The following is a 17,833-nucleotide window of genomic DNA, read 5'->3' as shown; positions in this document are numbered from 1 at the left end:
GAGCCTGGTGGGCGGAAGCGCAACTATAGCGGCCGCGGCGTTTGCGGCGCCATTGCGCAGGGGGGGATTTTCGGGGGGATTGGCGCCTTAGCGGCCAGTCCGCGCGGCGCATGTGGCGCCCTTGGCGCCGGGATGCGGAATCTTGCGCTCCGATTCGCCTTCGCGCCGGGTCCAGGAAATGATCCGCGCCGAGCCGTCCGGGCACACCCGGTACTGCTCGAAGCCATAGGTGTCGGCGCTGTAGCGGCACGCCACGGAAATAATGGGCTTGGCCGCGTCGAATTCGGGATTGACGAAGCCGCGGCATGGGCTGGCCACTGCATCGGGATACGGGATCTCTTGGTAGCGCCCGTCCTGGGGGCGGTACAGGAAGATGCGCGAAATCGCTTGCGTACTGCCGCCAGTCTGGCCGATGACGAAGTCGAGGTAGCCGTCATGGTCAATGTCCACGTCCTGGAACTGGTCCACCTCCTCGTCGCCGGAGATGTCCGCGATTTGCTGAGCGGACCCGTCCCCCACGCGTACGCTCAGGCGCTGTTGCGGCAGCTCGGTAATGGTCACCACGGCAGGCAGGCCGGGCCGGACAGCGTACGAGTAGTCGCGCGCGGCGGCATCCTGGCCGGGCATGAAGAGCGCGGCCAGTGCCGCCAGCGACAGGAATCCTTTCATGCGGGCGCCCTCCGCGCCGTGAACTCGGTGAGGCATTATGCCGCAGCGGCTTGCGGGGAAACCAGGACTTGCCGCCCGGCGGGCGGCGCAGGATCCTGGGTAGAATTCCAAGATACGCAAGATTGCCGCGACGCGCTCCGCCCGCCATGAATTTTCCGTTTCCCATCCGCCAAGAATGTCCGCCGGGCGCCTGTATGTGTGACCGTGACCGGCTGCTGGCCGATCCGTCTGCCGACGTCCGCGTGTTGCGGCTGACCAAGGAAGAGGAAAAGCGCCTTGTGGCGCGGTTGGAGAACATCTCCAGCCTGGAGGACCTGCGCGCCATGCAGGGACGCATCCATGCGCAATTGGGCATCGTGATCCACATCACGCCCAGCGAGAACGAGGTGCGCACCTCGCGCGGCATTGCGATCCAGCTGGAGGACCAGCTGGGGTTGTGCCGCAAGACGCGCACGGCGATTCCCGCCGCCATTCGCCGCGGTTTCGATAACCGGCCCGAGATCGTCTATGCGCTCCTGAACGAGCGCGACCTGCTCAGCGGCACCTGAACGCGTTCAGGATTTCTTTGCTCCGGCGGCCGCGCCGCAGGGCGCCAGCGGCACCACGTCGGCCGGCGTGCGGCCGGCATCCGGGCGCGTCGCGTCGCGCTTCTTGCCCAGGGTGACGGGGTAGATCAGCAGCACGGCGCTCCCGGCTTCCAGCTTGGGATCCTGTTTGGTGCCATAGGCCACTGTCCAGCCGCGTACGGCCAGCGGAGCCAGGGTGTATTGCAGGGCTGAGCCCGGCGAAACGTGCGCCACCTTGCCGGCGAAAAGATCCTGCTGATGGGTTTCCGCGCCATTGGCGGTGACATAAGTGGCGATGCTGACCAGCGCGGCGCCATTGCCGGGACGTCCCAGCACGGCAGTCTTGTACTTGCCGGCAGGGATGTCGGTCAGATTGACGGTGAGAGGACCGGCCGCGTGGCCGCTGGAATCCAGGCTGACGCCGTTGACTTCGGCGCGGGCCAGGGGCGCCGTGCCGGTGTTGCGCACGCGCACGCTGTATTCCCCGGAAGTGCCCGTGACCGTGCAGACCTCGACGCCGTAGGCGGAGCGCACGGGGTGCGCCTGCGCCGCCGTGGCGGCCATGGCCAGCAGGGCCGCCAGCAACAGCTTCGGGGCAGGGGAATGAACGGTGGGCACGGCACGCTCCTCTTGTAAGGGGCAGCGCGCCGGGTTGCCGCGTTGCCTGCCCTATTACACCACTTGGCGGCCGGGCGCCGCGGCTTGCTCGCGCTTGCCGGCCAGCCAGTGGAGGATCAGCGCCAGCACCAGCAGGCCGACGATGATGAAGCCCCAGAAGATCCAGGCCAGTACGGAGATCAGCGTGCCGAGGCTGCCGGCGAAGGGCAGCATCTGGTTCAGGCCCTGTGCGGCCCAGACCAGGCCGCCCTGCAGCGTCTGCAGCCAGGCGGGGTCGACCCAGGCCGCCGCCCAGGCGGGCGGAACCCATTGCGAGGTATCCAGCGCCGTGCCGGGAACCTGGGTCGTGGCGATGGTCGACAGGACCCAGTTGGTCAGCTGCAGCGTCAGCGCAACCAGCCCGGTCCAGAGTGCTGCAAGCACGGCGAAGGCGAGCCAGATGATCTTTTTCATTGAGGTGGTACTCCGATGTTTCAAAAGAGGGTCCACGATAAGGCGGATTCTATTTCTGAAAAACCAGCGTGGTTGTGACAAACATTAAGAAAAAACCGAAGTTTTTGCCTTGGCGAGCACGATCTGGACCAGCGGATGGTGCTGCCCCCGGCGGTTGCGGATGGCGTGGATTTCCTCGTGCACGTCGTCGCAGCGGGCCAGGGGACGCAAGCCCCGCAGCACGCCGATATCGCCGCCGCCCAGGCGGCTGAGCGGAAACACGCCCAGGCCGCGGGCGGCGAATACCGACATCAGGGCGCTGTCCTCGAATTCGCCGACCACGTTGGGATAGATGCCTTGTTCGGAAAACCAGCGGTCCAGCGTCTGGCGCAGCACGGAATGGCCGGTGGGCAGCAGCACCGGCAGGCGTTCCAGGCAGCGTGGAAAGTCCAGGGTGTCGGCCTTGCGCACCAGCTTGGCGGGGCCGTACCAGTCCACTGGCGACGAGACCAGGCGGTCGCTGGTGAGGCGCAGGTTGGGGTTGGCGGGCGCACCCTGGCCGGCCAGCACCAGGTCCAGGTGATGCTGGGCAAGTTCGCCCAGCAGTTCCTCGACCTCGCCTTCGTGGCAGGTCAGGCGCAGGTCCGGCGTGTGCAGCACCGGGCCCAGCAGGGCCTGCGCGGCCAGCTTCGAAATGCCGTCCGACAGGCCCACCGACAGGCGTATGACGGGCTTGGTGGCGGCCGCGCGGACTTCCTGGGGCAGCATCTGGCCGATCTGGAAGATCTCTTCGGCGCGGGCGAAGGCGGCCTCGCCCGCGTCGGTCAGCGCCACGCCGCGTCCGGCCGGCTTGAGCAGCTGGTGGCCCAGGTTTTTTTCCAGTTCGCGCACTTGCGCGCTGATGGTCTGGATGGCCATGTCCAGCCTTTCGGCGGCGCGGGAAAAGCCGCCTTCCTTGGCAACCATCCAGAAGTAATACAGGTGTCGATAATTGAGCATGGCAGGAATCACTTCGGTTTTTTCGAACCTTAACTCACTTTCAGGCTGATTTCTCCATCGGCCCCGGATCCGGATCATGAGCCCCTTCGAACACAAGCGGGAACATCATGGACACCTTGCTCACCTTACTCTCCGCCGATTTCTTCGGCACCCCGGCCTGGAGCTGGCTGCTATTCATCGGCATCGTGGTCGCCTTGCTGGCCTTTGACCTGGGCGTGCTGCACAAGGAAGACCGTGAGATCGGCGTGCGCGAGAGCCTGCTGCTTTCGGCTGGCTACATCACCGCGGCGCTGCTGTTCGGCGCCTGGGTCTGGTGGCAGATGGGTTCCGCCAGCGGCATGGCCTACTACACGGGCTTCATGATCGAGAAGTCGCTGTCGATGGACAACGTCTTCGTGATCGCGCTGATCTTCAGTTTCTTCGCGATTCCGCGCCAGTACCAGCACCGCGTGCTGTTCTGGGGCATCCTCGGCGTGATCGTGCTGCGCGCCATCATGATAGGCCTGGGCGCGGCGCTGGTCAGCAACTTTGGCTGGCTGCTGTATCTGTTCGGCGCCTTCCTGGTGTTCACCGGCATCAAGATGTGGATGATTGCGGACCAGACGCCGGATATCGCGTCCAATCCGATCCTGAAGTTCCTGAAGCGCCGCATGCGCGTCACGGAAGGGCTGCGCGGCAACGCGTTCTGGGTGATGGAGACCGATCCCGCCACGTCGAAGAAGGTGCGTTGGGCTACGCCGCTGTTGCTGGCGCTGGTGTTGATCGAGTTTGTGGACCTGTTGTTCGCGGTGGACTCCGTGCCGGCGATCTTCGCCATCACCACTGACCCGTTCATCGTCTACACCAGCAACATCTTCGCCATCCTGGGCCTGCGTGCGCTGTACTTTGCGCTGGCTGCGATGATCCACCGCTTCCATTACCTGAAGTACGCCCTGGCTCTGGTCCTGGTCTTCATTGGCGGCAAGATCTTCCTGGTCGGCTTCATCGGCAAGGTGCCGGCTGCTTTGTCCCTGTCGGTGACCTTCGGCCTGATTGCTGGCGGCGTGTTGTTCTCGCTGTGGAAAACCCGCTCGGACGCCTCCAAGCAGGAACTCGCGGCTGAATAATCCCGCGACCAGAGGCAAAGCGCCCGCCATATCCAACGGATATGGCGGGCGCATTTTTTGGGATTTGTCGCGCCTGTGCGGCGGGCGTAGAGTGCTGGACAGTCCAAAAGCCGCAAGGAGCCGTCATGACCAGCTGGTCCGCCAAACAGTATTCCGCCTTTGAAAACGAACGCACCCGTCCGGTGCGGGATCTGGTCGCCGCCTTGCCCAACCAGGACGTGAAGCGCGCCGTGGACCTGGGCTGCGGCCCCGGCAACTCCACCGAAGTGCTCGCCAGCCGCTACCCCGACGCCGAAATCAGCGGCATGGACAGCTCGGAGGACATGCTGCAGTCGGCGCGAAAGCGCCTGCCGGGGCTGCAATTTGAACTGGCCGACATCGCCACGTGGAATCCGCCCGAGACCTACGACGTGATCCTGGCGAACGCCGCGCTGCAATGGGTGCCGGACCACGCGACGCTGTATCCGCGCCTGGTCGGCAAGCTGGCTCCGGGCGGCAGCCTGGCGGTGCAGACGCCGGATAACCTGGAAGAGCCGGCCCACCGCCTGGCGCGCCAGGTGGCAGGCGAAGCGCCCTGGGCCGCCGCCATCGGCGGATTCAAGCATCCGCCGCGGCACAGCGCGGGCTGGTACTACGAACTGCTCAAGCCGCATTGCGGCCTGCTGGACGTGTGGCGAACGACCTACCATCATCCGCTGGCAGGCGCGGCCGCGGTCGTGGAGTGGTTCAAGGGCACGGCGCTGCGGCCCTACCTGGACCGGTTGGACGCCGCCGGGCAGGCCAGTTTCCTGGCCCGCTACCAGTCGCTGATCGAAGAGGCCTATCCGGCGCTGGCCGACGGCACGGTGCTGCTGCCGTTCCCGCGGCTGTTCATCATCGCGGGGCCGAAGCAGGGCTGAGACCCGCAGCGGGCGGTTCCCAGCCGCCGCCCAGCGAGCGGTACAGATCCACCAGCACCAGCGACACCGCGGCCTGGGTCGACACGCGGGCCTGGTCGCTGGCCAGCACCGCGTTCTGCGCGCTGAGCACGTTCACGAAGTCCGACGCACCCGCGGCATATTGGCGTTGCGCGTTGAGCAACGCCTGGCGGGCGCTCTCGGAGGCGCGCTCCAGACTCACCCGGGTCAGTTGCTGCGCCTGGTAGGCGGTCATGGCGTTGTCGACTTCATGCCAGGCATTCAACACGGTCTTCTGGTACAGCAGCGCGGCTTCCTGAGCTTGCGATTCGCGCAGCCGCAGCCGGCCTCGCAGCCGGCCGCCCTGGAAAATGGGAATCTGCAACGCGGGGCCGACGCCGAAGACGCCGGCATTGTCGGAGTCCAGGTCTCGCAACTGCAGGGCCTGCAGGCCGAGGTTGCCCGATAGCGTGATGCGCGGATAGAAATCGCCCTCGGCCACGCCGATGGCTGCGACGGCCGCATGCAGATTGGCCTGGGCGCGGCGGATGTCGGGCCTGCGTTCGGCCAGTTCGCTCGGCAGCCCGACGGGGACTTGCAGCGGACCGCCCGGTATCGGGCCCACCGCCGCCAGGCGCGGTTGCAGCGCGCCGGGCGGTTGCTCCAGCAGCAGCGCCAGCGCATTCATCAGCTGTTCGATGCGCAGCACGAGCGGCGGCACGCCGGCTTCGATGGAGGCGGCCTGCGCATCGGCTTGTGAAACGTCCAGTTCGGTGGCGACGCCTTCGCGCTGGCGCAGGCGGGTCAGCGCCAGGTTGCGTTCGGCATTGGCGAGCGTTTGGCGCAGCACGTCCAGCTGGTTCTGCGTGCCGCGCAGCAGGATGTAGTTGCGCGCCGTTTCGGCGCGGATGGCCAGGACCACGCCGCGCTGCGCCTCCAGCGCCGCCTGGGATTGGGCGCCGGCCTGTTCGACTTCGCGCCGCACGCGGCCCCACAGGTCCAGTTCCCAACTGGCGTCCACGCCGGCCTGCCACAGGTTGAATGAGGACTTGCCGCCGTGGCCCGACGGGTCGGCCAGGCCGACCTCGCTGTTCTGGCCGCGCTTGTAGCTTGCGCCCGCACCGACGGCGGGCAGGCCGTCGGCTTCGGTCACGCGCAAGGCCGCGCGGCTTTGCAGCAGGCGTTCGTGGGCGATACGTATGTCCAGGTTGGCCTCGGTCGCTTCGGCGATCAAGGCGCTCAGGGTGGGATCGCCGAAGCTGTCCCACCAGGACGTGTTCACATCTTGCGGCACGGGGACGCTGTCCGCGGCGGAGGCGTCGGGTACTCGCCACTGCGCGGGCAATTGCGCCTGGGGAGCCTGAAAGTCGGGGCCCACGGCGCAGCCTGCCAAGGCGGAAAGTGTGCAGGCCAGCATGGCATTGAGCAAGCGGTGCGGGATCATTGCGTGGACTCCTCTGCCGCGGCGCCGGTATCGACCACGGCTTCGACGGACATGCCGGCGCGCAGCGGCGGCGCGCCTTCGGCCGGCGCATCCAGCACGATCTTGACGGGCAGGCGCTGCGCGACCTTGGTGAAGTTACCGGTGGCATTGCTGGGGACTACCGGTGAAAAGCTCAGGCCCGTGGCTGGCGCGATGCTCTGGACGCGGCCGCGCAGCGGCGTATCCGGATAGGCGTCGACCGTGATGGTCGCGAGCTGGCCCGGACGCATGCGGGTCAACTGCTTTTCGCGGAAGTTGGCCACCACATAGGCTTGCTGCAGCGGCACCACTGCGAGGATGGGCGTGCCCGGGCTGACGTAGGCGCCCACGCGCAGCGAGCGCCGGCCGACGATGCCATCGATAGGGGAGACGACCTGGGTATGCGACAGATTGAGTTCCGCGCGGTCCTTCAGGGCCTGCGCGCGCAGCTGCCCGGCCTGTGCCGCCTCGCGGTTGGCTTCCAGCACGTCGCGCTGCTTGCGAGCGGCTTGCAAGGTAGCTGTGTGTTCGGCTTGCCGAGCCTGCGCCATGTCCAGCCGGCTGCGCGCCTGTTCATAGGCTTGCTGGGTGCCCGCGCCCTCGCTGGCCAGCCTGCGGTGGCGTTGGGCCTCGCTTTCGGCATAGCGGATGTCCGCCAGGTCGGCGCGCGTGACGGCGACGGCCTGCTCGATCACGGCCTGCTGGCGTTCCAGGGTGGCGGCCGCGTCCGAGAGGCGCGCCGCCGCCACCGCGAGCTCGGCGCTTGCGGCAGCCAGCGCGGCCTGATGGTCGCGGTCGTCGATGCGGGCAAGCAGTTGGCCCTGCTTGACGGCCTGGTTGTCTTCGACCAGCACGGCGTCGATGAAGCCGGACACCTGCGGCGCGACGATGGTGTGATCGGCGACGACGGTGGCGTCGTCGGTGGATTCAGCGGCGCCGGTGGCGGACCATGACCAGCCCGCATAGGCCAGGAGGACCAGGGCGCCGAGGGCGCCGGCGCGGGGAAGGGGAGAAGTCAAAAGAGGGAATGGCATGATATGGACTCGATTTCAGGCCGCGGCGCGCGGAGGGTAGATCCGGGTCGCGACGAAGGGGATGAGCAGGATGAGGAGCACGGCCACGCCGGCCATGCACAGATAGAGGTCGGCGGAGGTCAGCACGGCGGCCTGCTCCTGGATGCGGCGGGACAGCGCCGCAGCGTTTTCGCCGGCCGTGCTCAGCGGAAAGTTGCCCAGCTGGTCGGCCAGCATGCCGGAGTGGTAATTGCGGCGCGAGGTGGTCAGCGCGTCCAGCAGGCCGGTGGCGGCCACCGCGGCAAAACCCTTGATGGTGTTGAACCACGATGAGGCCCAGGGGCCGTCCTGCGGCGCCAGGCCGCCCGTGGCCAGCATCAGCAGCGGGATCACGGCCATGGGCTGGGCGAAGATCTGCACGGCTTCGAGCAGATAGAACTGCTCGCGCGACCAGACGGGCGTCAGTTGCGACCCCAGCAGGCAGGACACGGCCAGCAGCCCGAGGCCCGAGGCCAGCACCCAGCGGCAATCCACCTGGCGCAGGTTGCACAGCGCCGCGACCAGCGGCAGCGCGATCAGCTGCGGCAGGCCCATGGTGAGCAGCACCGGCGCCGTTTCCAGCGGCCGGTAGCCGCGCAATTGCGCTAGGAACGACGAGGGAATCAAGATCACGCCCAGCAGCACGATCAGCACGCCGCCCAGCGTCAGCAAGGCATGGCTGAGATTGCGGTGGCGCAGGAGCTGGATCTTGAAGAACGGCAGGGGATGCGACCATTCGTTGACCATGAACAGCACCATCAGCACGCCGCCGCCGCCCAGCAGCACGGAGATCAGCGGCGAGTTGAGCCAGTCCAGCCGGTCGCCCTGCAACAGGCCGATGACCAGCATGGACAGCGCCGGGGCGCCCAGCAGCAGGCCGCGCCAGTCGAACAGGCGCAAGCGCTCGAGCTTGAGCGGATCCTGGGGCAGTCCGCGCCAGACGGCCCATGCGGCGAGCGCCGCGGGAGCGACGATCAGGCAGAAGGCCCAGCGCCAACCCAGCACCTCGGTGCAGAAGGCCGCCAGCGGTATGCCCAGGCTGGGCGCGAAGGTGGCCGTGAGGGCGTAGCCGCCCAAGCCGTAGAGCTTGATGCCTGGCGGCAGGAAGCGCAGCGCCACCGTCATGAGCATGGGCGGCAGCGCGCCGCCCGCGAGGCCTTGCAGCGTGCGCAGGAACAGCAGCACGGGCAGGTTGGGCGCAAACGGGCAGAGCGCGCCGAACAGCGCGAAGGCGGCCAGCGCCGTGACCGTGAAGCGGCGCAATGAAAACGTGACCGAGCACCAGGGCGCGAACGCCATGGCGCATACCGACGCCGCCGCGTAGACGGCGACGAACCAGGTGCCCTGGTCGTAGCTGATGCCCAGCGCGCCGCGGATGTCGGGCAGCGCCATCTTGGTCACGTTTTCGTTGAGCCCAGCGAGGATCACTGCCAGCAGCACGCCGAGCAATCCGGTCAGGATGCGCCAGCCGAAGGCCGCAGCAGCGGGCGGGGTGGGGGGAGCGGCGGCCGTCATGATCGTGGGCCGCCCCTGCCCGGAGATGAGGAAGACAACATGGAATAGCGTCCTTGGATAACAGGAGCTATTCAGTCTAGGTAGATGCGGGGGGCGGAAAAACCATCCCTGGATCAACCCACCCTTGCGCCCGACGCAAGGGTGCGTGGGGTGCTGCGCGGGTGTGCGGCGAGGCTTGCGCGGCGGGCAACCTTCGATTGCGCCGCGCGGGATTTATCCCGGCGGGCAGGCGAACGAATATTGCAGCACTCGTTAACCGCAGAGGATTTCATGAATACATTTCGACTCTCCGTCCTGGCGCTGAGCATGGCGCTCGTCGGCGCCGCCGCGCATGCCGAAGGCAAGACCCGTGAACAGGTGCGCGCAGAACTGATGGAAGCCAAGGCCGCCGGCCTGGTGACTTACGGCGAACAGCAATACCCGGTGGATCTGCCTCATGTCAGCACCAAGACCCGCCAGCAGGTGCGCGAAGAACTCGACGCCGCGCGCGCGGCCGGCCTGGTCACGTATGGCGAACAGGATTATCCGCCCGCGCTGCCGTCGCAATCGGACCAGACCCGGGACCAGACGGTCGCGGAACTGCGCGAGGCGCGCCTGCGCGGCCAGATGAAATCGGGCGAACTGGACTATCCGCCCGCCGTCAATTGATACCGTCGGCCTTGTCCGCGAAGTAGCGGGCAGGCGTCTTGCCCAGCGTCTTGCGGAACATGGTGATGAAGGCGCTGACGGACTCGTAGCCCAGGTCTTCCGCCGTGCGCTGCACCGAGATGCCCGCGGACAGGCGCTGCAAGGCCTGGATGATGTGCATCTGCTGGCGCCAGCGGCCGAAGCTCATGCCGAGCTCCTGCTGCACCAGGCGCGCCAGCGTGCGTTCGCTCATGGCAACGCGCCTGCCCCATTGCGCCACCGTGCTGCGGTCGGCGGGATCGGCGTGCAGGGCATCGGCGATTTCACGCAGGCGCGGGTGTTCCGAAATGGGCAGGTGCAGTTGTTCGGCCGGCATGCGCGCCAACTGCTCGACCAGCACTTCAGCCAGCTTCCGGTTGGAAGGCGTGGCGGTGTCCTGCGGAGCCAGGTCGGCCAGATAAGCGACCAGTTCGCGCACCAGCGGCGAGATCGCCAACGTGCAGCACTGTCCAGGCAGGCCCGCGGCGTCTGGCGGTACGAACAGGAAACACACCCGGCCGTTCTGCGTGACGCGGTTGCTGTGCGGCACGCCGCCAGGAATCCAGACGCCGCATTGCGGCGGCACCATCCACAGGCCTTGCGGCACGGAGCAGGTCACCCCGCCCTGCAAGGACAGCACCAGCTGTCCCATTGCGTGCCGGTGCGGCGGGGATTCCTGATCGTTCTCGTCCGCGTGCACGCGCATGGCATAGGTCCATTGCGAGTCGATATCGGGGTTGAAGAACGGGGCGGGATCGTCCAGGCGGTGCATTGAATATCACCTTGACCGAATTTAGGGATAATTTGTCATTATGTCGAAATTCGGCGAAGGCGGCGATGCTTAAGCTGATGGCATGAATTCGCATCCCCTTACTTCCAAACGTCCCGCCGGCCATCCCGTGTTGCTGATCGCCGGCATTCTTTGCATGTCCATGGCGCTGCGCGCGCCCATTACCGGCGTGCCGCCGCTGACCGGCATGATCCGCGAGCAGCTGGGGCTGAGCGCCACCGCCGCGGGCATGCTGATCACCTTGCCCCTGCTGGCCTTTGCCGTGGTGTCGCTGTTCGCCGCGGGCCTGGCGCGCCGCCACGGGCTGGAGCGCAGCTTGTTTGCCGCCATGCTGCTGGTCGCGGCGGGCATCGTCGTGCGCACGCTGGGGCCGGCCTGGAGCCTGTTCCTGGGCACCGTGGTCATCGGCGCCGGCATCGCCATCGGCAACGTGCTGTTGCCCAGCCTCTTGAAGCGCGATTTCCCGCAGCAGGTCGCGGGCCTGACCTCGGCCTACGTGCTGACCATGAGCCTGGCCGCGGGGCTGGCGTCCGCCATCGCCATCCCGCTGGCTGGCCTGTCCGACGCGACTTGGCGCTTTTCCTCGGGCTGCCTGCTGGTGGTGCCCGTGCTCAGCGCCTTGCTATGGCTGCCGCAACTGGCCAACCACACCGCGCCTGCGGCATCCACGGCGCATGCGCCGCACGGCCCCCGCTTGTGGCGTTCTGCGCTGGCGTGGCAGGTGACGCTGTTCCTGGGCATCAATTCCTTCGTGTTCTATGTGGGCGTAAGCTGGCTGCCGGCCATTTTGCGCGATGCCGGCTACACGGCGGAACGCGCCGGCGCGCTGCATGGCCTGCTGCAGCTCATGTCGGCCGTCCCGGCCCTGTTCCTGGCTCCGGTGGTGCGGCGCCTGAAGGACCAGCGCGGCGCGGCGTTCTGCTCGGCCGCGGCCTCGTTTGTCGCGTTTGCCGGCCTGATCGTCGCGCCTGGCTGGGCGACGCTGTGGATCGTCCTGATGGGCCTGGGCACGGGCGGCGGCATCATCCTCGGCCTTGCATTCGTGGGCCTGCGCGCCAGCCATGCGCAGCAGGCAGCGGCGCTGTCGGGCATGGCGCAATGCGTGGGCTATCTGTTCGCGGCAAGCGGCCCTGCGCTGGCGGGCACGCTGCATGACACGCAGGGAGACTGGAGCCTGGCGCTGGCCCTGTGCGCGGTCTTGTGCCTGGCGATGGCGGCTACCGGTCTTTACGCGGGCCGCGCCATCCAGATCGGGCAATACCGGGACGCCGCGCTCAAGGCTGTCCGGCCCGGCTTTTCCACAAGCGCACCAGCGGCTCGGGCGCGTCGGTCTCCGGCACGTCGAAGCTGACGTCCGCGACGCCGTCGCCTTCGTACACGACCTCGACGTGGAAGTAGCGCTGGTCGCCGCCCGCCGGTGCGCAGCGCGGAACGGCCACCGGCGCGGCGCGTTGCAGGGCGTCGCAGACCTCCTGCCGCAGGTCCGGCGGGCAGGTGACGAGGTCGATGCTGCGATGCTGCGCCAATGCGGGCACATAGGCCAGCCCGCCTTCGCGGGTCAGGCGCACCAGCATGGCAAGGTCCAGGGACGGCAGCTCGATCATGTCTGGACTCCCACGCCGGCCCACGCCCGGGCGACGGCGTCGCGCACGGCGGCCTCATGGCGTTCCGCCGCGACGGCCAGTGTCAGTTTCGCGAACTGCACGAAGTCGGCGTCGTGGCGCAGGCGCTTGTCGCACAGCGCGTCGTACCAGACGCGGCCCGCGCCGGCCCACGCGGGGCCTTCCAGCGCTGTGGCCGCCAGATAGAAGGCGCGGTTGGGAATGCCGGAATTGATGTGCACGCCGCCGTTGTCGTTTGGCGTGTCCACGTAGTCGCGCATGTGCGCGGGCTGCGGATCCTTGCCCAGCAGGGGATCGTCGTAGGCGCTGCCGGGCTCCGCCATGGAGCGCAGCGCGCGAGCGCGGATCCTGGGCTTGAACAGCCCGGCGCCCACCAGCCAATCGGCGTCGCGCGCGTCCTGGCCCAGCGTGTGCTGCTTGACCAGCGCGCCGAAGACGTCGCACAGGGATTCGTTCAGGGCGCCGGACTGGCCCTGGTAGAGCAGGGCGGCCTCGGCGTCGATCACGCCATGCGTGAGCTCGTGGCCGATGATGTCCACCGCCACCGTGAAGCGGTTGAACACTTCGCCGTCGCCATCGCCGAATACCATCTGCGCGCCGTTCCAGAAGGCGTTGTCGTAGTCTTCGCCGTAATGCACGGTGCCCACCAGCGGCAGGCCCTGGCCGTCGATGGAGTGGCGCTTGTAGACATCCCAGAACAGCTTGTAGGTCGAGCCCAGATGTTCATAGGCTTCGTCCACTGCCACGTCGCCGCTGGCGGGGGCGCCTTCGGCGCGCACCAGCTTGCCAGGCAGCGTGGTGGTGTTGGCGGCGTCGTGCACGGCGCGCTGGGGTGTGCCGGCGGGCGCCGCCTTCTTGGGGCGGGCTGGCTTGGCGCGCGGCGGCTGCACCGCCATCTCGCGCAGGCTGCGCTGCTGCTGGTCGATGATCAGCGTCTTGACCGCGGGCATGCTGACCCGCGCGTCGGCGTGTTGCGCCAGGCGATCGAGCATGTAGGGGGGGATCACGCCGATCAGCGGCGCGGACTCGGAAGGACGTGGCATGCGCGGTCTCCGTCGTGGGCGCCGGGCCAGGGCCGCGGCGCGAGGCGATTCAACGGTAGCAGATAGATCCGCGGCAGGGACGTAACAGTGTGCGGCCTGATGCTAGGAACTATGGACGCCGCGTGGCGGCGTCCATGACGCGCGGCGCCTAGTTGAACACGCCCGTGAGGACGTCCGCGACGACGGCGGTGGCGATGGCCACGAGGATCAGGTCGCTGCCCGCGACGCGCCATTCGTAGCCCGGGTGCACGGGCAGGCGCGCCAGCATGGGGCCGGGCACCATCTTCTTGGCGATGCCCGGAGGCAGGGGCTTGCCGCGCGCCAGGTTCTTGCGTATGCCCGGCGGCAGCGAGCCATAGCCCGTCGCCCCGGCCTGCACGGCATAGCCGCGCGCGGTGGAAACGGTGATGCCCGCGGTGCTGAGCGTGACGCTGACCCCGCCGTCCTGGCTCTGCTGGCCCTTGTTCTTGCCATTGCTATTGCCGTTACCGTTGCCATTGCCTTGGCCCGCGTGATCCGGCTTGCCTTTGCCCTCGGGCGGCGCGGCCTGGGCTGGCGCGCCGAGCGCGGCGGCACAGGCAAGGATGGCAATGATCATTGAGGGTGTGCGGTGCATGGTTGCGGCTCCTGCAGTGTAGAGGTGCCTAGCGTAGCGCTGTCGTTGGACTCGCGCCACTGTCTGCTGTCGTCGCCATCGCAACAATCGCCACAATTCGTTTGATGTTCCACTCGCGATAGAATCCCCTGCTTATTTTCCGGGGGGGAACGCACGATGAGGTATTTCCTGATCTTGGTTGGGGCGGCCGTGGTCGCTTATTTGCTGGCGCGCGGCATCGCCGCCGTGCTCTCGGACCGTAAACGTTCAAAATCAGAAAGGGATTCGAAGTGAAGCCGACAGATATCCAGATGGTCAAGACGATTGGTGCCGTAAAGCCGCGTAGTTTCAAGATCGCGTTGATCACGGCGGTGTTGTTTTTGCTGATCCTGTTCCTGGCTTTCGATTCCTGGTTCCAGGTCGATCAGGGCGAGCGCGGCGTGGTGCTGCGCAACGGCAAGCTGGTGCGCGTGTCGGAGCCGGGCCTGGACTTCAAGACGCCGTTCATCGACAACGTGATGACGGTGTCGGTGCGCGACCACACGTTCGTGTTTGAAAAGCTGGAAGCCTACAGCTATGACCAACAGCCGGCCACGCTACGCGTGTCGGTGACCTATCGCGTGCCGCCCGAGCACGTGGCCGAGCTGTACTCGGAGTACGGCACCATCAGCAATCTGCAGATGCGCGTGCTGGAGCGCAAGACGCCGGATTCGGTGAAGAACGTGTTCGGCCAGTACACCGCGGTGCGCGCCATCCAGGAACGTCAGAAGCTGGGCCAGGACGTGAACACTGCCGTGCTCAAGACGATGGAAGGCGCGCCGGTGCAGGTGGTGGGCGTGCAGATCGAGGAAGTCGGCTTCTCGCAGGCCTATGAGCATTCGATCGAACAGCGCATGCTGGCGCAGGTGCAGATCGAGACGACCCGCCAGCAGAAGGAAACGGCGATGATCAACGCCGAAATCCAGGTGGTGAAGGCCAAGGCGGAAGCCGACGCGCGCCGCCAGCAGTTCACGGCCGAGGCCGACGGCATCCGCATGCGCGGCGACGCCGAAGCGGCCGCGATCCGCGCCAAGGCCGAGGCCCTGGCCGCCAACACCAATCTTGTGAGCTTGAACGCGGTGGAGAAGTGGGACGGCGTGCTGCCGACCACGCAGGTGCCGAACGCGGCCCTGCCGTTCATCGGCATCAAGTAGGCGCCGCGGGCGCAGGCTGCGCCCGCAGCGGCGGTGCAGCCTGACGCTGCCGCGCGTAGTCCATGAGGCTGTCGCCCGACAATGCCTTGCTGTAGTACCACCCCTGCACGACGATCTCGGCGGGGGATTCCAGCGCCATCAGCTGCTGGTCCGTTTCCACGCCTTCCACCACGATCTGCAGGTTCAGCGCTTCGCAAAAGCGCAGCAGGCCGTTCAGGACCAGCGCGCCGCGGGCGCTGTCTTGCGCCACGACGAAGCTGCGGTCGATCTTGACCGCGTCGATTTCGAACTGGTGCAGATAGCTCAGGGCGGAATAGCCGGTGCCGAAATCATCGATGTAGATACGGGCGCCTATTGCGTGCAGGCGGTCGAAGGCGGTGTGCAGCGCCTGCGTGTCCTCCACCAGCGCGTCCTCGGTCAGCTCGACCGAGACCTGGCCGCCAGCCTGCGCCAGCACCTTGATCAGTTTCTCCAGGTAGTCGCCGGACGTCAGCGTGCCGGCCGTGACGTTGATGGTCATCGGCAAGGCGAAGTCGCGCTTGCGCCATTGCAGGCATTGCTGCACGGCCTGCCTGGCCACCCACAGGTCCACCTCCCGCATCAGGTCGGCCTGCGCCAGCCAGCGCAGGAATTCCACCGGCGTTTGCCGCGCGCCGTCGGGGCCGGTGGCGCGCAGCAGCGCTTCGCAGCCCGTGCACAGGCCACTGCGCAATGACACCTGCGGCTGGAACTCCAGATGGAAGTCGTATTGGCTGATGGCGCGGATGCGGGTGTTCTCGGCGTTGCGGCGCGCGCGGTCGGCGTAGGTCTGCACCACGGGATCGTGCGCGTACAGCAGCGATTCTTCTTGCAACCGGGTGAAGGTCGTGTCCAGCGATTTGAAGTAGACGGTGGCGCTTTCCTGGCGCTGTCGCTCCAGCGCGACGACAAAGGGCGCGTACAAACACGCGCCCAGCGCCACCAGCACCAGCTGCAGCGCCACGCCGCCCAGGCTGCCGCCGGCCGCGATGTAGGCGTTGAACAGCACCGGCGAGGTCAGCGGCAGGGTCGTCGTCGCGGAAGGCAGCCAGCCCAGCTGCACGACGGCCAAAGCGAGGATGGCGTTGGTCACCGGCGCCAGGATGAACGGCGCCAGCAGGCGCGGATTCAGGATCAGGGGCAGCCCGAACAGCAGGATTTCATTCACGTTCAGCAGCGCCACTGGCAGGCTGGCCAGCGCCAGCAGGCGCAGCGATTCGCCGCGCGCAAACACCAGCATGGCCACCGCCAGCGACAGCGTCGCGCCCGATCCGCCGATGAAGACGAAAGCGCCCAGAAGGGTGCTGTTCAAGGCATACATGCCTTCGTAGCCGGCGGACTGGGTGGCGGCATTCAGCATGACCGCCTGGTCCATGACGCTCATCAGGGGAGCCAGCGCGTGGTAGCCGTGTATGCCGAAGAACCACAGCAGGGAATTCAGGCCGGCGACCAGCGCGCCCGAGGTGAAGGGGCTGTCCAGCGAGGCCAGGCTCAAGGGGATGTTGAATTGCGCCACGGCGGGAATCTGCAGCGCGGCGGACAACGCCAGCACGACCAGGGTGGCCGTAAGCAGGCCCGGCACGACCATGTTCAGCGTGTCGCGGACGTTTTCGCTGATAACGCCGTCGGGCGCCAGCTGGGTCCAGCGGCGGCGGTGCAGCCACGCCATCAATGGCACGGTCAACAAGGGCGAAACGATGGCGATGAACAGAACCAGGGTGGCGGCGGCCTGGGGGTAGGGCGCCATCAGGCCGTCGGCGATCATCACGTAGGACAGGCACAGGAACGCGGTGGGCAGATGCGGCACCCGGTGGCGGAACGACAGCATGTAGCCGATGGATGTGCCGGCCAGGATAGGCATGAGGTTCGTCAGCTTGTCGTGGACGGCGGTCAGCAGTTCCACAACGGTGGCTGGCAGGCCCAGTTGCCGGGCGACGACGGACAGCACCAGGAACAGCGCCGTGACCAGCAGGCACGGCAGGGTCCAGAGCAGGCCCTCGCGTATGGCGCGCAGCGCGCTCGCGCCCGCCAGCGCAGCCAGCCGATCTTTTGGATAACGCATCAGGGCCAGTTTCGGCATGGCGGTTCGCCCAATAGTCCGTGCAAGCGAAGACCCCCCCGCTCCCGTGTTTGTAAGAATATTTTGCTACATCCTAGCCCCGCTTTTCCCGGTTTAGCAATCGACGCCTAACAGAATGTCAGGGATTCCCCTCTATCAAGAATTGCAAAGCGGGCGCAAGGTGGCAGCACAGGTACACGGGGACGCTATACGATCAAGCGTCGTTCGCCCGGTGGCGGGACTACAAGCTTCAGAAAGAGGAGACGTGGATGTCTCAGTTGGATTGGACGTCCGGCGATACCAAGCCGGACCGGCAGGGGTACTACGAAACGCGATACGACACAGGATGCACGGCCATCACGCTGTACAGCGTGCTGGGTTGGATGCCGGTGAAAACGCCCGGCAACATGGTGAGCTGGCGCCCTTTGCCGCCAGCCGTCGAAAGACAGGAAGCCGAGCGCCACATCCAGGAACTGCGAGAGGCGCAAAGCCACGTTCCCATGGATTACTGACGGGATAGGCAGGCCTGTCC

At 67.0% G+C, this 17,833-nt stretch carries 19 protein-coding genes; 7 read left to right on the top strand and 12 right to left on the bottom strand.

The window, feature by feature from the left end:
• Positions 1-87 precede the first annotated feature (87 nt).
• Positions 88-669, bottom strand: coding sequence for a hypothetical protein (locus IB259_RS13085; protein WP_192329220.1), 582 nt, complete (start codon positions 667-669; stop codon positions 88-90).
• Between the two features lie 146 nt (positions 670-815).
• Here IB259_RS13085 and IB259_RS13080 point away from each other — a divergent pair, with 146 nt between their 5' ends.
• Positions 816-1,217 (top strand): hypothetical protein, encoded by a 402-nt coding sequence (locus IB259_RS13080; protein WP_054451707.1) that lies wholly within the window; start codon positions 816-818, stop codon positions 1,215-1,217.
• A 6-nt stretch (positions 1,218-1,223) separates the two neighbouring features.
• Here the strand turns inward: IB259_RS13080 and IB259_RS13075 are convergent, their stop codons facing one another.
• The 3 genes from IB259_RS13075 to IB259_RS13065 all read right to left on the bottom strand — a co-directional run bounded on the left by IB259_RS13075 (position 1,224) and on the right by IB259_RS13065 (position 3,284).
• Positions 1,224-1,853, bottom strand: coding sequence for a hypothetical protein (locus tag IB259_RS13075; RefSeq protein ID WP_119449459.1), 630 nt, complete (start codon positions 1,851-1,853; stop codon positions 1,224-1,226).
• Between the two features lie 54 nt (positions 1,854-1,907).
• A complete protein-coding gene (locus tag IB259_RS13070; protein ID WP_054451706.1) occupies positions 1,908-2,306 on the bottom strand; it encodes a hypothetical protein in 399 nt (132 codons plus the stop codon).
• An 84-nt stretch (positions 2,307-2,390) separates the two neighbouring features.
• Positions 2,391-3,284 (bottom strand): LysR family transcriptional regulator, encoded by an 894-nt coding sequence (locus IB259_RS13065; protein WP_054452273.1) that lies wholly within the window; start codon positions 3,282-3,284, stop codon positions 2,391-2,393.
• A gap of 107 nt (positions 3,285-3,391) precedes the next feature.
• On the opposite strand from IB259_RS13065, the gene IB259_RS13060 reads away from it, so the two are divergent.
• Complete coding sequence (locus IB259_RS13060) at positions 3,392-4,390, top strand: TerC family protein (protein ID WP_119449458.1); 999 nt, start codon at positions 3,392-3,394, stop codon at positions 4,388-4,390.
• Positions 4,391-4,515: 125 nt separating this feature from the next.
• Positions 4,516-5,289, top strand: a complete 774-nt coding sequence (gene tam, locus IB259_RS13055; RefSeq protein ID WP_192329218.1) for a trans-aconitate 2-methyltransferase — start codon at positions 4,516-4,518, stop codon at positions 5,287-5,289.
• Here the strand turns inward: tam and IB259_RS13050 are convergent.
• From IB259_RS13050 to IB259_RS13040, 3 genes are read right to left on the bottom strand one after another with little or no spacing between them, the layout of a single operon-like run.
• Positions 5,264-6,730, bottom strand: a complete 1,467-nt coding sequence (locus IB259_RS13050; protein WP_192329216.1) for an efflux transporter outer membrane subunit — start codon at positions 6,728-6,730, stop codon at positions 5,264-5,266. The two genes, tam and IB259_RS13050, sit on opposite strands and share 26 nt — an antisense overlap.
• Positions 6,727-7,782, bottom strand: coding sequence for an HlyD family secretion protein (locus tag IB259_RS13045; RefSeq protein ID WP_192329214.1), 1,056 nt, complete (start codon positions 7,780-7,782; stop codon positions 6,727-6,729). Before IB259_RS13045 ends, IB259_RS13050 begins: the two co-directional genes overlap by 4 nt.
• 15 nt (positions 7,783-7,797) lie before the next feature.
• A complete protein-coding gene (locus IB259_RS13040) occupies positions 7,798-9,315 on the bottom strand; it encodes an MFS transporter (RefSeq protein ID WP_192329212.1) in 1,518 nt (505 codons plus the stop codon).
• A gap of 270 nt (positions 9,316-9,585) precedes the next feature.
• On the opposite strand from IB259_RS13040, the gene IB259_RS13035 reads away from it, so the two are divergent.
• Complete coding sequence (locus IB259_RS13035; RefSeq protein WP_192329210.1) at positions 9,586-9,963, top strand: DUF4148 domain-containing protein; 378 nt, start codon at positions 9,586-9,588, stop codon at positions 9,961-9,963.
• On the opposite strand, the gene IB259_RS13030 is transcribed toward IB259_RS13035, so the two are convergent.
• A complete protein-coding gene (locus IB259_RS13030; RefSeq protein WP_054451700.1) occupies positions 9,956-10,753 on the bottom strand; it encodes a helix-turn-helix domain-containing protein in 798 nt (265 codons plus the stop codon). The genes IB259_RS13035 and IB259_RS13030 overlap by 8 nt on opposite strands.
• A gap of 82 nt (positions 10,754-10,835) precedes the next feature.
• Here IB259_RS13030 and IB259_RS13025 point away from each other — a divergent pair, with 82 nt between their 5' ends.
• Positions 10,836-12,122, top strand: coding sequence for an MFS transporter (locus IB259_RS13025; RefSeq protein ID WP_125473155.1), 1,287 nt, complete (start codon positions 10,836-10,838; stop codon positions 12,120-12,122).
• Here IB259_RS13025 and IB259_RS13020 read toward each other — a convergent pair.
• From IB259_RS13020 to IB259_RS13010, 3 genes are all read right to left on the bottom strand, one after another.
• A complete protein-coding gene (locus tag IB259_RS13020; protein WP_192329208.1) occupies positions 12,046-12,375 on the bottom strand; it encodes a protealysin inhibitor emfourin in 330 nt (109 codons plus the stop codon). The genes IB259_RS13025 and IB259_RS13020 overlap by 77 nt on opposite strands.
• Complete coding sequence (locus IB259_RS13015; protein ID WP_175160194.1) at positions 12,372-13,436, bottom strand: M4 family metallopeptidase; 1,065 nt, start codon at positions 13,434-13,436, stop codon at positions 12,372-12,374. Before IB259_RS13015 ends, IB259_RS13020 begins: the two co-directional genes overlap by 4 nt.
• A 148-nt stretch (positions 13,437-13,584) precedes the next feature.
• Complete coding sequence (locus tag IB259_RS13010; RefSeq protein ID WP_192329206.1) at positions 13,585-14,052, bottom strand: anti-virulence regulator CigR family protein; 468 nt, start codon at positions 14,050-14,052, stop codon at positions 13,585-13,587.
• A gap of 290 nt (positions 14,053-14,342) precedes the next feature.
• Here IB259_RS13010 and IB259_RS13005 point away from each other — a divergent pair, with 290 nt between their 5' ends.
• Complete coding sequence (locus IB259_RS13005) at positions 14,343-15,224, top strand: prohibitin family protein (protein ID WP_119449450.1); 882 nt, start codon at positions 14,343-14,345, stop codon at positions 15,222-15,224.
• Here IB259_RS13005 and IB259_RS13000 read toward each other — a convergent pair.
• Positions 15,217-17,322, bottom strand: a complete 2,106-nt coding sequence (locus IB259_RS13000) for a PTS sugar transporter subunit IIC/EAL domain-containing protein (protein WP_054451694.1) — start codon at positions 17,320-17,322, stop codon at positions 15,217-15,219. The genes IB259_RS13005 and IB259_RS13000 overlap by 8 nt on opposite strands.
• Positions 17,323-17,570: 248 nt before the next feature.
• On the opposite strand from IB259_RS13000, the gene IB259_RS12995 reads away from it, so the two are divergent.
• Positions 17,571-17,813: a hypothetical protein gene (locus IB259_RS12995; RefSeq protein ID WP_054451693.1), complete on the top strand. Its 243-nt coding sequence runs from the start codon at positions 17,571-17,573 to the stop codon at positions 17,811-17,813.
• The last annotated feature ends 20 nt before the right edge of the window (positions 17,814-17,833 follow it).

This window comes from Achromobacter sp. ACM04 (genome assembly GCF_014851465.1).
GTDB classification, from domain to species: Bacteria; Pseudomonadota; Gammaproteobacteria; order Burkholderiales; family Burkholderiaceae_B; genus Achromobacter; species Achromobacter aegrifaciens.
This window is presented reverse-complemented; position numbering and strand designations above follow the sequence as displayed.

What these genes read in the sequence shown, in the direction of transcription:
- IB259_RS13085 (WP_192329220.1), bottom strand. Translation starts at nt 669, where the DNA reads ATGAAAGGATTCCTGTCGCTGGCGGCACTGGCCGCGCTCTTCATGCCC.
- IB259_RS13000 (WP_054451694.1), bottom strand. Translation starts at nt 17,322, where the DNA reads ATGCCGAAACTGGCCCTGATGCGTTATCCAAAAGATCGGCTGGCTGCG.
- IB259_RS12995 (WP_054451693.1), top strand. Translation starts at nt 17,571, where the DNA reads ATGTCTCAGTTGGATTGGACGTCCGGCGATACCAAGCCGGACCGGCAG.
- IB259_RS13045 (WP_192329214.1), bottom strand. Translation starts at nt 7,782, where the DNA reads ATGCCATTCCCTCTTTTGACTTCTCCCCTTCCCCGCGCCGGCGCCCTC.
- IB259_RS13060 (WP_119449458.1), top strand. Translation starts at nt 3,392, where the DNA reads ATGGACACCTTGCTCACCTTACTCTCCGCCGATTTCTTCGGCACCCCG.
- tam (WP_192329218.1), top strand. Translation starts at nt 4,516, where the DNA reads ATGACCAGCTGGTCCGCCAAACAGTATTCCGCCTTTGAAAACGAACGC.
- IB259_RS13065 (WP_054452273.1), bottom strand. Translation starts at nt 3,284, where the DNA reads ATGCTCAATTATCGACACCTGTATTACTTCTGGATGGTTGCCAAGGAA.
- IB259_RS13040 (WP_192329212.1), bottom strand. Translation starts at nt 9,315, where the DNA reads ATGACGGCCGCCGCTCCCCCCACCCCGCCCGCTGCTGCGGCCTTCGGC.
- IB259_RS13020 (WP_192329208.1), bottom strand. Translation starts at nt 12,375, where the DNA reads ATGATCGAGCTGCCGTCCCTGGACCTTGCCATGCTGGTGCGCCTGACC.
- IB259_RS13015 (WP_175160194.1), bottom strand. Translation starts at nt 13,436, where the DNA reads ATGCCACGTCCTTCCGAGTCCGCGCCGCTGATCGGCGTGATCCCCCCC.
- IB259_RS13030 (WP_054451700.1), bottom strand. Translation starts at nt 10,753, where the DNA reads ATGCACCGCCTGGACGATCCCGCCCCGTTCTTCAACCCCGATATCGAC.
- IB259_RS13080 (WP_054451707.1), top strand. Translation starts at nt 816, where the DNA reads ATGAATTTTCCGTTTCCCATCCGCCAAGAATGTCCGCCGGGCGCCTGT.
- IB259_RS13025 (WP_125473155.1), top strand. Translation starts at nt 10,836, where the DNA reads ATGAATTCGCATCCCCTTACTTCCAAACGTCCCGCCGGCCATCCCGTG.
- IB259_RS13050 (WP_192329216.1), bottom strand. Translation starts at nt 6,730, where the DNA reads ATGATCCCGCACCGCTTGCTCAATGCCATGCTGGCCTGCACACTTTCC.
- IB259_RS13005 (WP_119449450.1), top strand. Translation starts at nt 14,343, where the DNA reads ATGGTCAAGACGATTGGTGCCGTAAAGCCGCGTAGTTTCAAGATCGCG.
- IB259_RS13010 (WP_192329206.1), bottom strand. Translation starts at nt 14,052, where the DNA reads ATGCACCGCACACCCTCAATGATCATTGCCATCCTTGCCTGTGCCGCC.
- IB259_RS13070 (WP_054451706.1), bottom strand. Translation starts at nt 2,306, where the DNA reads ATGAAAAAGATCATCTGGCTCGCCTTCGCCGTGCTTGCAGCACTCTGG.
- IB259_RS13035 (WP_192329210.1), top strand. Translation starts at nt 9,586, where the DNA reads ATGAATACATTTCGACTCTCCGTCCTGGCGCTGAGCATGGCGCTCGTC.